This window comes from Sutcliffiella halmapala (genome assembly GCF_050107295.1).
Taxonomy (GTDB): Bacteria; Bacillota; Bacilli; order Bacillales; family Bacillaceae_I; genus Sutcliffiella_A; species Sutcliffiella_A halmapala_A.
Genome location: NZ_JBNIKR010000007.1, coordinates 83414 through 97633 on the forward strand (window position 1 = coordinate 83414; position 14220 = coordinate 97633).

General features: G+C 41.6%; 12 protein-coding genes. 7 read left to right on the forward strand and 5 right to left on the reverse strand.

What is annotated here, in order from left to right:
* Positions 1-7 precede the first annotated feature (7 nt).
* From ACQCT5_RS12985 to ACQCT5_RS13005, 5 genes are all read left to right on the forward strand, one after another.
* A complete protein-coding gene (locus ACQCT5_RS12985; protein WP_499642454.1) occupies positions 8-1600 on the forward strand; it encodes a M2 family metallopeptidase in 1593 nt (530 codons plus the stop codon).
* Positions 1601-1805: 205 nt separating this feature from the next.
* The gene (locus ACQCT5_RS12990) at positions 1806-3044 is read left to right on the forward strand and encodes a D-alanyl-D-alanine carboxypeptidase family protein (RefSeq protein WP_499642455.1); all 1239 of its coding nucleotides are present in this window, start codon (positions 1806-1808) and stop codon (positions 3042-3044) included.
* Between the two features lie 169 nt (positions 3045-3213).
* On the forward strand, positions 3214-3660 hold the full coding sequence (locus tag ACQCT5_RS12995) for a PNPOx family protein (protein WP_499642456.1): 447 nt from the start codon (positions 3214-3216) through the stop codon (positions 3658-3660).
* 149 nt (positions 3661-3809) lie between these two features.
* Entirely contained in the window at positions 3810-4682 is an 873-nt protein-coding gene (locus ACQCT5_RS13000; protein ID WP_499642457.1) for a GNAT family N-acetyltransferase, read from the forward strand.
* A 30-nt stretch (positions 4683-4712) separates the two neighbouring features.
* Entirely contained in the window at positions 4713-5462 is a 750-nt protein-coding gene (locus tag ACQCT5_RS13005) for a hypothetical protein (RefSeq protein WP_499642458.1), read from the forward strand.
* Positions 5463-5876: 414 nt separating this feature from the next.
* On the opposite strand, the gene ACQCT5_RS13010 is transcribed toward ACQCT5_RS13005, so the two are convergent.
* The 5 genes from ACQCT5_RS13010 to ACQCT5_RS13030 all read right to left on the reverse strand — a co-directional run bounded on the left by ACQCT5_RS13010 (position 5877) and on the right by ACQCT5_RS13030 (position 11685).
* Entirely contained in the window at positions 5877-6830 is a 954-nt protein-coding gene (locus ACQCT5_RS13010) for an ABC transporter ATP-binding protein (RefSeq protein ID WP_499642459.1), read from the reverse strand.
* Between the two features lie 11 nt (positions 6831-6841).
* Positions 6842-7840, reverse strand: coding sequence for an ABC transporter ATP-binding protein (locus ACQCT5_RS13015; protein ID WP_499642460.1), 999 nt, complete (start codon positions 7838-7840; stop codon positions 6842-6844).
* A 14-nt stretch (positions 7841-7854) separates the two neighbouring features.
* Positions 7855-8790 (reverse strand): ABC transporter permease, encoded by a 936-nt coding sequence (locus tag ACQCT5_RS13020; protein ID WP_499642461.1) that lies wholly within the window; start codon positions 8788-8790, stop codon positions 7855-7857.
* Positions 8790-9722, reverse strand: coding sequence for an ABC transporter permease (locus ACQCT5_RS13025; protein ID WP_499642462.1), 933 nt, complete (start codon positions 9720-9722; stop codon positions 8790-8792). The genes ACQCT5_RS13020 and ACQCT5_RS13025 overlap by 1 nt, the downstream gene beginning before the upstream one ends.
* A 271-nt stretch (positions 9723-9993) precedes the next feature.
* Positions 9994-11685, reverse strand: coding sequence for a peptide ABC transporter substrate-binding protein (locus ACQCT5_RS13030; protein ID WP_499642463.1), 1692 nt, complete (start codon positions 11683-11685; stop codon positions 9994-9996).
* Positions 11686-11940: 255 nt separating this feature from the next.
* On the opposite strand from ACQCT5_RS13030, the gene ACQCT5_RS13035 reads away from it, so the two are divergent.
* Entirely contained in the window at positions 11941-13116 is a 1176-nt protein-coding gene (locus tag ACQCT5_RS13035) for an acyl-CoA dehydrogenase family protein (protein ID WP_499642464.1), read from the forward strand.
* A gap of 21 nt (positions 13117-13137) precedes the next feature.
* A complete protein-coding gene (locus ACQCT5_RS13040) occupies positions 13138-14181 on the forward strand; it encodes a GGDEF domain-containing protein (protein ID WP_499642465.1) in 1044 nt (347 codons plus the stop codon).
* The last annotated feature ends 39 nt before the right edge of the window (positions 14182-14220 follow it).

Sequence of the window (14220 nt, forward strand, 5' to 3'; positions counted from 1 at the left end):
GAATTATATGACAGTAGAGCAATTTTTAAAAGAACAGAATGAACAATTTCAGATTCTATTGAAAAAATCATCCTATGCAGGCTGGATGGCACAGACTACAGGGGAGAAAAAGTGGGCAGAGGAAGCAGGAAAAGCATCAAGTGAGTTCAGCCTTTATTACTCAGATGGTGAACGTTTTGAAAAAGTGAAGGAATTACTTTCTAAAGAAGACCTCACTGCAGAGCAGAAGCGCCAATTGGAGCTATTGGAAACGGAAATGAAAGAGAATCAAATGTCCAAGGAGACGATTGAAGAACTTGCTTCCATGTCTTCGGAGCTGAATTATCTATTTAATACGTATATGCCCGAAGTGGATGGCAGGAAGCTTTCAGCTAATGACATCCGTGATATTCTGGTGAACAGCACAAATAATGAAGAACGCGAAAAGGCGTGGAAAGCAAGCAAGGAGGTTGGGGCGGAAGTATCGACCAAACTGCTTGAGCTTGTAAAAAAGCGCAATGAAGCGGCTCGGAGCCTCGGGTATGAAAACTATTATAAGATGGCATTCGCGAATCAGGAGCTGGATTTGGAAGAGATTTTCACCATTTTCACCAATCTTGTGGAGCAGTCGGATGAAACCTTCCGTGCATTAAAAAGTGAACTGGATGCCTCCCTTGCTGAGAAATTCCAGGTGAAAGTATCTGAACTGCGTCCATGGCATTATTCCGATCCATTCTTCCAGGAAGCTCCTGCCAACAAGGAAGCAAACCTTGATCCTTTCTTCAAAGGTAAAAACTTGGAGACACTTACAGCTGAAACATTCAATTCGATGGATATGCCAATTGAGGGACTTTATGCGTCCTCAGACTTGAATCCTCGTGATGGGAAAAATCCAACTGCGTTCTGCATGGATATGGACCGTGAAGGGGACATCCGGGTATTATGCAATAATGTGGATAATACATATTGGATGGGAACGATGCTTCATGAATTCGGGCATGCCGCCTACAATAAATATACCAATCGTGATTTGCCGGCATTGCTTCGAAGTCCTGCACACATCCTGACAACCGAAGCTATTGCAATGCTCTTTGGTAAGATGACGGAGAACCGCGAATGGCTATCGAAGTTTTTGAAGCTGGATGATGCTACTTTGGATAAATTAGCTCCGAGTCTAGAAAAGCATGAACAATTAAAAATGCTTATTTCTGCAAGGTGGATCATCACTTTCGTATTCTTTGAGAGAGCGCTTTATGAAAATCCGGATCAGGACTTAAATGCATTATGGTGGGAAACGGTGGAAAAGATTCAGCTTGTCAATCCTCCAGAAAATAGCAGTAACCCTGATTGGGCAGCAAAGATTCACTTTACATTGGCACCGGTCTACTATCAGAATTACTTGCTTGGGGAGCTTACTTCCGCTCAGCTTCATCAATATATATTAACCAATATTTCGGATGAGTTCTTCACTCCGCAAGTTGGAGCCTATATCCGTGATGAATTCCTTGCGCCTGGCAGCTCCCATCATTGGAACAAGAAAATAGAAATGGTAACAGGAGAACCATTAAATCCGGCATTTTTTGTGAAGGCTTATTGTGAAAAAACACCTGTTAAAAAATAGATTAATAATGGAGAAGAAAACCAAATTCATCATTGGTTTTCTTTTTTTTTTGCATTAATATTATATTACATTTTTTACAAATGTGAAATTTACTATGAAAATAGTCATGTTTTACGTTAAACTATCCAATATGGAGTTTTTTCGAGTTTTTTTGACAAATAATAATGAAGAATACTAGACTTCTATAAGAAAGGTATGTCTTTTCATGATAAATAAATGTATAAATATAATGCTTATAGGCATTGTGCTAGTTTTAGGCTTTCCTATTCAACATACAAATGCGAAACAAAATATAGAACTATTTAGTGAATCTGCCATACTGATAGACATGGAAACTGGAGATGTTCTCTATGAGAAAGACAGAGACAGAATCATGTATCCGGCAAGTATCACCAAGATTGTGACGGCTATTATCGCCATAGAGGAAGGGAATCTGGAGGATATTGTAACAGTCAGTGAGAAGGCACGTAATCAGGATGGCTCGAGAGTTTATCTCTTGGAGGGTGAAAAGGTTACACTTCATAAACTCGTACAAGGTCTATTGATCAATTCAGGGAATGATGCAGGAACTGCCATAGCAGAGCATTTGAACGGCAGTGAAAAAGAGTTTGCCAAACGAATGACAGAGTTTGTGGAAAAAGAAATAGGTACTGAAAATACTACTTTCAAAAATCCTCATGGACTTTTTGATCCAGAACATGTCACGACAGCAGAGGATATGGGGAAAATTGCCCAATATGCCATGAAAAACGAAACGTTCCGCGAAATTGTAGGAACGAAAGAAATGGAGTGGATTGGCGAAGGCTGGGAAACTACCCTATACAACCATCATCGACTGTTATGGGATTATGAAGGTACAACCGGAGTGAAAAATGGATATGTGCCAGAATCAGGCCATACACTAGTCACAACCGCTGAGCGTAATGGAAAGGAACTGCTTGTGGTTACATTAAAAGCAGCTTCAAAATACTATTCCTATAAGGACACAATGAACCTCCTGGATTATGGATTTCACAATTTTGAAACGGTCAAAGTGCAAAAAGGTAAGATAATCAGTGATGCTGCCGGGAGAGAATTTATGCTGGCAAAGGATATACATGTTTCCAAACAGGCTGATGAAGTAATCAGGTTTGAAGTGAATGCTGCAGACCAGCTTATAGTGAAAACAGGTGAGCGGGAAAATATTAAAGAAGATGTAATTGTGGAGCATGTGAAGAATGAAATAAGTCCATTGGCGTCTACAGAAAAGCATGACAACACTGCAGCTTCCTCCCAGCCTGAAAACCAAAAAACCAGCTTCTTTTCTGTGGGCATTTTTTTAGTCATCCTTTTTGTCTTTTTATGGCTACTTGGCTGGAATCAAAAGCGCCGCAGAAGAAAAAGGAATCAGGGAAGATTTTCCGAATCCGTAAGCTATGCAAGAAGAAGTAAATACTATCATTAAATCCCAAAGGGACAGGAAAAGTCATATTTTCCTGCCCTTTTCCTTATTAGGAATATATGAGGGAGTATCCGTTTGTAAATTTCAATAATTGGGTAAGGAAAGTAATATTTGGATTCGTACCCATTCCATGTATATAATATGAATATGTAATTTAGAGGAGGTTTTCAAAATGGCAAGAGTAGAAGCAACGCTTAAACAGGAACTTATCGACTTACTTCAGGGTGAAAAAATTATATCGTTGATCACGACGGATAAGAAAACGAAGAAACCGAACCTGAGTATTGTTTCTTGGCTGGTCGCCCATCAGGATGGAAAGACCATTAAATTTGCATTGGGACATAAAGCCGAAAGTGCTTTTAACATTGATGAGAATCCTGATCTGTTATTGGGAGTAGTTGGAGCAGGAAGCTGCTATTCCATTAGCGGAAAAGGGACTGTATCTGATGTAATTGATAAAACAATGAAATATCGCATTGTCACTGTGGATGTGGAGTCTGTGGAAGATGTCATCTTCTATGGTGGACAAATCACGCAAGAGCCGGATTATGTAAAAACATATGATGCAGAGCTAGCTAAGAAATTAGATGAAGAAGTATATGAAATGTTGAAGAACTAGTTGTAGAAGGGACGTACCTTAATTGGTACGTCCCATTTTTTGTGCGGTCGAAAATTAACAAAAGCTTCTAATAATTCCCTCATTAATGATAAAATAAAGCATAGTAAAACTTGACTATATGAAGACATTGTAGAGGAGTGTTAGTTGGAATGGACATCGTTTTCACCGACCGAGTAAATCGAATTCTGAAATTGGCAACGGATAAAGTGGAGGACCAACAAGTTCTTACTCCATTTCACTTGTTTCTCGCTATGTGTGAAGAGAATAGCGGAGTATGTGAAGAATTATCCTCCTATTTAGTAAAAGGGTATGGATATCGTTTTTTGCAAGAGTTTTCTAAAAGGCTTAAACCTTTTCACTCATCTCCTATAACTCTACCGCTTTGTACAGTACCTGTCTCTCCTGAAGTGGAGAGTGTATTCAAATATGCGACAGGCAGGATGCGGCGATACAATCAGACCCGATTGAATGAAGGACATCTTATGCAGGCTCTACTTAAATTGGATCCCACTATCCACTCGATTCTAACCGAAAAGGATAGAGCTTTCGTGGAAAAAGCAGTCTGCGCATCTCGGGATTTACTGGTAGCTATGGATGACTACCAGGTGCCGAACAGTGTCGGGACATCAACCTTCATTAGAAGAGCAAACAGTACAGACCAAGCAGGTTTAATGGAGTTGGTGGAGAAGCAGTTTGGTTCAGGATGGATAGAGTCCATTAAAAATGGGTTTCAAAAAAATGAAATATCCATCTTTCTAGCTTTAGAGAAAGATAGAATTGTAGGATTTGCATGCTATGAGTCCTTTGAAAATAAAAAAGGAACCTTTGGACCAATGGGGGTTGTTGAGGGTGAGAGAAGCAAGGGACTTGGAGCACAATTGCTGCAGCATTGCTTGTCTGAGTTGAAGAAAATGAATTATCGATACGCCGTGATTGAGGGAGCCGGACCCATAGAGTTTTATGAAAAAGAGTGTCGTGCAGTCTTAATTCCAATCTATGAAACTTATAGAAACAATGGGTAGTATAAAATATTTCTGAGGGGACGAATGAATGTGGAGGCGCCAAAGAACATCCTAAAGGTTTGGAGAAAATTTGATGGTGTGGGAATGGATACCATCACCAAAGCCTATTTTTATGATAAGAGGGACAAGAAGCAGCGGTCTGTCATGGAAATGAAGGAGCATTATGAAAGATTTGGAGCAAGTGGAAACTGCTTTGATTTGGCAATCTGGCTCCTTGCTGAATTGAAGGAGGCTGGCATTGAGGCATATCCAATCGGTCATGATTTTTTTGATGAGAAGGCACATATAGCTGTGATTGCATTAGGAGAAAATGGTGAAAAGTACTATTGCGATCTTGGCGACCAATGGATCCAACCCATCCTTGTAGAGAGAAATCATGATAGATTTAGCGAAGAGAGGTTGGAGGGCTTTTTTCCAGGGGCATGTGTAAAAGTTGAAGCGGAAAAAGGGGAATTCACTATATCTTATATAAGAAATAATGGTAAAATTTCCAAACAGATATTTCCTTTAACGCCATATACCATTGAAGATTTACACATGGCAGGTGAATTGTCCCAAGCTAGGATCTGGAAAGCCTTATGTGAAAAAAGGGTTAGAAGGAAAGGGACCGATGAAATTACCCACTGGGAATTTTATAACTGGAAAAGCTTTGAAAGCAGTCTTTCCGGACTGAAGGTCGAGCAAGCGCTCTCTTCAAAAGAGGAATGGGCGGAGCGGATAGCCTTGAATATGGGGATGGATCTAGATTTTGTAAAAGAAGCACTTTCCAAGTTTGAGTAGGTAAATAGAATGTAACTAATACATATTACAAAAGTGACCATTCCTAACAGCTTTGTCCTACAAACTGAAAAGGGCTCTCTATAGTAAGCATCATTATCACCTCACATGTTATCTATTTCTATCTTAATAAACACGTGGTTATCCTTTAATAATAAATTCAGAGAACTCAGTTGATTGGAGTGGAAGGCACGGAGACTCCGGCGGGTGTTGCGTTTAGTGGAGACCCCACAGGCGCAGCCGAGGAGGCTCTCGGAAGCCCCGCGTAAAGCGCAGTGCCTGGAACGGAAATCAACGGGCTATATTATACAAGTACACAAAAACGGTAGACACCGCGTATTACCTCGACGTTGTCTACCGATTGAAAGAGCCTTATTAAAAGGTTCTTTTGCACTATAATAATAGGGTAATAAAAGTCTATTCATACAAATGGCATGCAACAAAATGTGCTGGCTTGACCTCCTGCCATTTGGGCTTCTCCACTCTGCATGTTTCCATGGCTTGCGGACATCTTGTATGGAACACACAGCCGGAAGGAGGATTCATCGGACTTGGGACATCTCCTGCCAGTACAATTCTTTCACGTCTTCCATTGGGTGAAGGAGTCGGTACTGCTGATAACAAAGCTTGTGTATAGGGATGCAATGGCTCTTTGCATAGCTCATCGCTATCTGCAAGCTCGACCATCTGACCCAGATACATAACAAGAATTCGGTCTGATATGTAGCGCACCATGGAGAGGTCATGAGCTATGAATAAATAGGTTAAATTAAATCGATCCTGTAATTCTTTTAGTAGATTGACGACCTGAGCCTGGATGGATACATCAAGAGCGGAAATAGGCTCGTCACATACAATGAATTTTGGTTGAAGGGCAAGTGCTCTTGCTATTCCGATACGCTGTCTTTGTCCTCCAGAAAATTCATGTGGAAACCTTTGCATGTGATCCTCGTTCAATCCTACAAGTCTCAGTAATTCTTTGATCCGATCCTTTCTTTCCTTGCCTTTCAATGTTTGATGGATATCAAGTGGTTCACCAATAATCGCTTCAATGGTCATCCTTGGATTGAGGGATGCATAAGGATCCTGGAATATGATTTGTACATCTTTACGTAACGCCTTCATTTCCCTCGGTGATAAAGAGAAGATATTCTTTCCTTCAAAAAGAACTTCCCCTGCAGTAGCCTCAAGTAATCGAATCGCTGTTTTACCGATGGTCGACTTCCCACAGCCGCTTTCCCCTACAAGACCCACAGTTTCCCCCTGGTGGATGGTGAGATCTACCCCATCCACCGCTTTGACGGTTCCGCCACTGATAGAAAAGTATTTTTGTAAATTCTTAATCTCTACTAAAGCATTGCTTCCTGCCATTCTCCGACCTCCTAGCTTTCCTGGTACATACGTTTGGCAATAGGGTGGTGTAACCAGCATCTGGCCAGTTGTTTGTTTTCTATTTCCAAAAGTTCCGGTGTCTCTGATTGACATATTTTCATGGCATAAGGACAACGGGCGAAGAATGCACACCCTTTTGGTGGATCCAAAAGGTCAGGAGGAGTCCCGGGTATCGGCTCCAAGGTTTGCTTTCTGTCCCGATCGATCCTTGGTATCGTTTTCAAGAGGCCTTGTGTATAAGGGTGAAGGGGATTGTTGAAAATATCCTTCACTTTCCCTGTTTCCACCACTTGTCCTGCATACATGACAACTACACGTTCACATGTTTCTGCAACAACTCCAAGGTCATGAGTAATTAGAACAAGGGAGGTCCCCAGCTTCTGCTGCAATTCTTTCAATAGCTCCAGTATTTGAGCTTGAATCGTAACATCCAACGCAGTGGTGGGTTCATCGGCAAGTAAAAGCTTGGGTTGGCAGGCTAGGGCTATTGCAATCATGGCACGCTGCCTCATTCCACCTGAAAATTCATGAGGATACTGTCTGACCCTTCTCTCCGGTTCCGGTATACCTACCATCCTCAACAGTTCAACAGCCTGTACTTCTGCTTTTTTGGATGAGATTTTGTTATGCTTCATCAGCCCTTCAGCTATCTGCTCCCCGATTTTCATGGTAGGATTCAAGGAAGTCATTGGATCCTGGAAAATCATACTCATCTCTTTTCCCCTGAATAATTGCATTTTTCTCTCAGGTAAATCTAGCAGGTTAGAGGAAGCAAAGGTTATGTTGCCTTCCTTAATATCGGTAATACCAGGGGGGAGCAGCCGCATAATCGCTTTGGCTGTCACACTTTTCCCACAGCCCGATTCACCTACTATCGCTACCGCTTCCCCTTCCTTTACAGTAAAGGAAACGCCTCTTACGGCTTGAACCTCTCCAGCGTATGTGTGAAAGGATACGTGTAAATTTTCCACCTCTAATAGGTTTGCCAAAAAAGATTCCTCCTTTATTTTCGTAAGCGAGGATCTAGCGCGTCCCGTAGACCATCTCCGAATACATTAAAAGCAAACATGGTTAAAGATATGAGGATGGCAGGGACAAGAAGCTGATAAAAATTACCTATCAGAATGCTTCCCAGTGCATCACTTGCCATTGTACCCCAGCTTGCTTTTGGTGCAGGAATACCTAAACCAAGAAAGCTGAGTGTAGCTTCAGCAAAAATGGCAGTAGGGACAGTTAATGTCATGTTGACCAATATAGGTCCCAAAGTATTAGGTATCATATGCTTTCGCAATTTCCATCCTGTTGTTGCTCCCATGGCGTTTGCAGCTTGGACGAATTCATATTCCTTCAGTTGCAGCATCTGACCCCTTACAAGCCGGGCCATCGGTATCCATCCAGTAATAGTTAAAGCGATGATGATGGATAGAAGACCCCGGTCCAAGACGACCATCATGAGAATCGCCATCAATAAAAAGGGAATTGCATAAAGGACTTCAGCTACCCTCATCATGATGTTGTCCATTTTGCCACCCTTCAAGGCGGATATCCCACCGTATAATACCCCAAATACAAAGTCGATAAGGGCAGCCATCAATCCGATAAGCAGGGAATAGCGTGCTCCGTACCACGCTCTTGTAAATAGATCACGTCCAGAAGAATCGGTGCCAAACCAATGCTCACTGTTAGGGCGGAGATTCTTTTTGGTGAAATCCTGTTCAAAATAGGAATAGCCGCTCAAGTAAGGGCCGATTATTGCCATTACAATCATCGAGATAATCAAGATAAATCCGACCATAGCCAATTTATTGTCTTTTAATCGGATCCAGGCATCCTTCCAATAGGATATACTTGGGCCGGCTATTTTTTCCTGCTCGGAGGAGGAATGTTCGACCCTTTCAAACATAGCCTCAAAATCTTTCGAATATTGTTTTTCTCCCATCACCCATTGCCTCCTGTCACCTTAATTCTTGGATCAATCCAGGTATAAGCAACATCCACAATAAATATGAGGAAAATCAAAATGGCGCTGTAGAAGATGGTGGATCCGAGAATGACAGGATAGTCACGATTAAAGATACCATTTACAAACATGTCACCCATGCCGGGAATGCCGAAGATGCTTTCCACGATGAAGCTTCCTGTTACGAGATTGGCTGCAATGATACCAATTACTGTGACGACTGGCAGAATCGCATTTCTAATAGCGTGCTTTATGACAATAGTACTCTTGGATAATCCTTTTGCAGTGGCTGTCAGTATATAGTCCTGCCCCATTACTTCGAGCATGCTCGAACGCATCAGTCTTGCTATATAGGCCATAGGCAACATCGCAAGAGATATGGAAGGAAGAATGGTATGGGCCCAGGATTTCCATGTGGCAACAGGGAGAAGTCTCCACTCCACCGCAAAATAGTTGATGAGGATGGTGGCAAGAATAAAACTTGGAACCGATACGCCAATAATGGCAAGAATCATGGCAATGTAATCCGGCCACCTGTTTCGGTTAAGGGAGGCGATAATGCCTAATATCAGACCGAAAGAAATGGCGATGATAAGAGATTGTATACCTAGATGGAAAGATACGGGAAAGCCTTTACTGATATAATCATTGACCGTCAGTGTAGAAGATTTTAAGGATGGACCAAAATCCAGGTCAATCACAACACTTTTTAAATAAAGTCCATATTGAACGATCTTCGGTTTGTCCAGATTATAATAACGATTTAGATTTTCCCTAACGGATTCAGGCATGGTGCCCTCTCTTGCAAATGGATCTCCAGGAACACTATGCATCAGGATGAAGGTAAGTGTAATGATGGCCCATAAAGTCAGGATTGCCCATCCTAATCGCTTTAACGTGTATTTCAGCATGAATCGTGACCCCCGATAACTAGCATTTTTCAGGCCTTTTTCGCATACATTGTTGCTTTTTGACGTATCCAACGTAAACACGTAAAATTACTTGCTTTCGAGCTCTTTTCCCGTGTAATAGATTTATTTTCCTTTGAATAATACAAGGATAGATGCTGTAAAAAATCCAAAAGCCGATTTTTTACGGACATAAACAACAAACGTAACGAAAAGAGCCTTTTTAAAAAAAGAAGGGAGGGACCCGAAATGGCCCTCTCTCTTCCACACATCATTACTTTATGTCAGCATACTTGAACTGTGGATAGCTGTTGATTGGGTCATAAATGCCTGTTACGGATGGCTTTAATACATACGGTTTTGTGTAGAAATAGATTGGGATGATTGGCATTTCATCCATAAGGATCTTTTCTGCCGCGTGCATTGCTTCCATGCGTTCCGCTTGATCAAGAGTAGATTTCGCTTTCGAGATAAGCCCGTCATACTCGCTGTTTTTAAAGCGGGCATCATTGTATGGTCCATCACTTACCCAAAGATCCAGGAATGTCATCGGATCTACATAATCTCCAACCCAGCCTGCACGGGAAACAGTATAGTCACCGGCTTGCTCACTGTCCAATTTGACTTGGAACTCAGCATTTTCAAGCGTAGTTTCCACACCAAGGTTTTTACGCCACATTTCCTGTACTGCCTCAGCGATGGCTTTATGTCCTTCGGATGTGTTATACAAATATACAAAGGAAGGAAGCTCATCCATACCTTCTTCTTCAAGACCTTCTGCAAGAAGCTTCTTCGCTTCCTCTGCATTTTCCTCAAATAATTTCCCTGTATTTTCCTGATAGTCACCGTTCACATCAGGAATTCCAGGAGGTACGATGGAGTATGCAGGTGTCTGGCCACCTTGTGCAACATGTTCTACAATCGTCTGACGATCGATAGCCAGGGAAAGTGCTTTTCTTATTTTAGCGTTGTTAAACGGCTTCTCTGTATTATTGATATTGAAGTAATAAACTGCCAGGTCAGGTCCGATATGGAATTCAGCGTCATCGCTCGCCATCAATTGACCCTGAACATCCTGTGGCAACGGATATACTAGATCCAGTTCATCTGCCTGGTACATTTGCCACGCTGTGTTCTCATCATCAATGATGACAAATTGAACTTCATCAAGCTTTATCATGTCTTTTTCATAATATTCATCATTCTTCTTGATTGCGATGCTTTCTTTGTGCTTCCAGTCAGCCAAGTAGAACGGACCGTTTGAAACATGCGTTTCTGCTTCCAAAGCCCAATCCTTATTCGCTTCCTGAACTTTTTTGTTTACTGGATAGTAAGTATAGAAAGATGTTAGATCCAAGAAATATGGTGTCGGTTGCGCAAGCGTTACTTCCAAAGTCTTGCTGTCAACAGCCTTTACCCCTACTTCAGCTTCCAATGCCGCAAGGTCGGCACCTTCCTCAGCAGAGTTGTATGCTTCTGCGCCTTTTAAGTAGTAGAGCTGATAGGAATACTGGGCTGCAGTAGCAGGATTCAATACATGCTTCCAAGCGTACTCGAAATCCTCTGCAGTAACAGGGTCACCGTTGGACCAGTAAACATCATCCTTCAGAGTAAACGTCCAGGTTACGCCGTCCTCCGTATTCCATTCCTTTGCCATACCGGGTTGAATATCCCCTTCTGCATTCTTCTTGGTCAATCCCTCGAATGTATGCTCAAGAATCCATGAATCGTGCGTGCCTTGAGCCAATGCTGGATGAAGGGATCCGGGCTCTGATCCATTGTTAAGTCGAAGGACCTTTGGAGATGAATCCTCTTCATCGGTGGTACCCTCTTTATCCGAATCAGTCGGACTCTCTGTTTCGTTGTTGTTATTACTATTGCTCGTGCTTTCGCTAAAGCTGCAAGCAGACAATAAAAGTGCAACAACTAACAGTAAAGCGGAAAAAAGATAAAACTTACTCTTCACAAAATTACCCCCTTGTATTTTACAAAAATAGAAATCTATGAAGATTTCATTTTTTATTGTACTACTGCAAATTGAAAAAAAACATAGCAATTAAAAAATAATTCTTTATATTTTAAATATTTGATATCTTTCGATCTTTTTCTACAAAAATCTTTTTTATAAATGATAGGGTGTATAGTGATAATGCTAAATTATGAAAGGATTTTATTGTCTTTGTGATAAAATAATAGAAATACTGGAAAAGGGGAATAAAGCATGAATAACCTTCCTACTTTTGAAACGAATGAGTCTCAGAAGGATCTACTTGAAGCTGCCAAACATCTTTCTGCCTCTTTTGCAACTCGTGCTGCAAACTATGATCAACAAGCAAAGTTTCCTTTTGAAAATTTCGATGAGATAAAGAAAGCTGGCCTTCTGGATGCCACCATACCTGAGCAATATGGCGGCAAGGGGTTTGGACTGTACGACTTTATTCTTCTTCAAGAGACGATCGCTCAAGGCGATGGTCCTACAGCTCTTTGCTTGGGCTGGCATCTGGGGATTATGATGAATGTATCAACATACCTAGCTTGGCCGGAAGAAACTTTTAAAAAGATATGCACTTCCATTATTCAAGATAAAAAGACCATCAACTCGGCTCATTCAGAGGCAGGTACAGGGAGCCCGGCAAGAGGGGGGCTTCCAGAGACGAGTGCGATTAAAACGGATGCAGGAGAATGGGTTCTTAATGGAAGGAAAACTTTCACTTCCATGGCACCAATCCTTGATTATATCATTGTCTCTGCCACCATTGCAGGTACCCATGAAGTAGGGGAGTTCCTTTTATCCAGGAATTTGAAAGGTCTCTCGATTCGCGAAACGTGGAACTCTATGAGTATGCGTGCCACAAGAAGCGATGATTTGGTCTTGGAAAATGTTAAAATTGATTCAGAAGGCCTCCTTTATATTAAGAAAGGCACAATGGAGCCAAAACCTCAAGGTTGGCTGCTGCATATACCTGCCTGCTATCTAGGGATTGCAATAGCAGCGCGAAACGAAGCTGTCCAGTTTGCGGAATCCTATCAGCCAAACAGTCTTCCACATCCGATTAGCCAGGTCGCGAAAGTTCGGGAGCGGATTGGCATCATCGATATAGAGTTAACTGCTGCGAGGCATTTTATATATAGTGTAGCCAAGAAGTGGGACGATTCATCGGCCACTCGGAATGAACTGGTGGAAGAGCTTGCAGCTGCAAAATATATCGCAACAAATACTGCATTATCCATAGTGGATGAAGCGATGAGGGTGGTAGGTGCCCAAAGCCTGCATTCGGATCATCCTCTTCAAAGGCATTATCGGGACGTCCGATCAGGCTTGCATAATCCTCCTGCAGACGACCTGACTGTAGAAATGATGGCTACAAGGGCGTTTGGTACAAATAAAGGCAAATGATATTAGTGAGGCGTGGAAAAGGTGAACCATACTATCAGAAAATCGGATCATCATTTAGAAATTAGCTTTTTTCTCTTGCGCTGGCTATTTTTAATAGTGGCGCCAATTGTTTTCTATTTTTTATATCAGGAAGCACCTTTATCCTATGATTGGCTTGGGTTTTTGGTGTTATGGGTTTTCGGATTTCTTTATATGGCAGTCACACAGGTCATTCTGCATACATCAAAGCAAGGTACTTCTCTCTATTTTTGGAATACAAAAGGAGGAGTGATCTTTGACTATGTGGCATTCATTTGGCTGATTGCCATTACAGGCGGGGTCTACTCTCCACTATTTCCCATCTCCTATCTCATCATATTGCATGTTGCAATCTACTGGGAGCTGAAGGGTGCGGTGTTGTTTTCTTTCCTATTAAGTATAGGAACGACTCTTATCACGATAACCTCAGGAACACCTTTCTCCACTAACTATTGGTTGGTGTACTCCATGAATCAATTATTCATGCTGCTTATGGGGCTATTAGGGGGCTTTCTGGTAACGAGAGAAAGAAAGCATTATTTTGAAAAGAGGGCTTTGGAAAGAGTGGCTAAAATGGACTATTTAACAAATTTGGAAAACCATCGCTCCTTTCAGGAAACCTTGCAGGATTATATACATATGAAACAGCATTTTTGGTTGGTACTTGCTGATTTGGATAGGTTCAAATGCGTCAATGATAAATACGGTCATGAAATGGGAGACCAGGTATTGGCAAAAGTAGGTTCCGTTATGGAGTATGTAGTGGAAGCAAATTCAGGTATTGCCTACCGATATGGTGGGGAAGAATTCTCGATACTTTTCAGATTGACCGATCGCGAAAATGTAGCATCTACCTTGATTGAATTAAAAGAAAAAATTAAAAATCTCCGCTTTCAGGCAAATGAAAAAGAATTCACCATAAGCATGAGTTTCGGATGTGTGGAATGTACGGAAACTGAATCTTCCAATTTAGTGAAAATGGCGGATGATAGATTGTATGAGGCAAAACGTGCCGGGCGAAACACAATAATAATGAACAGTAAATGAACAGAGACGGAGCAAAGTCCATCATAATAGAAATTGAGA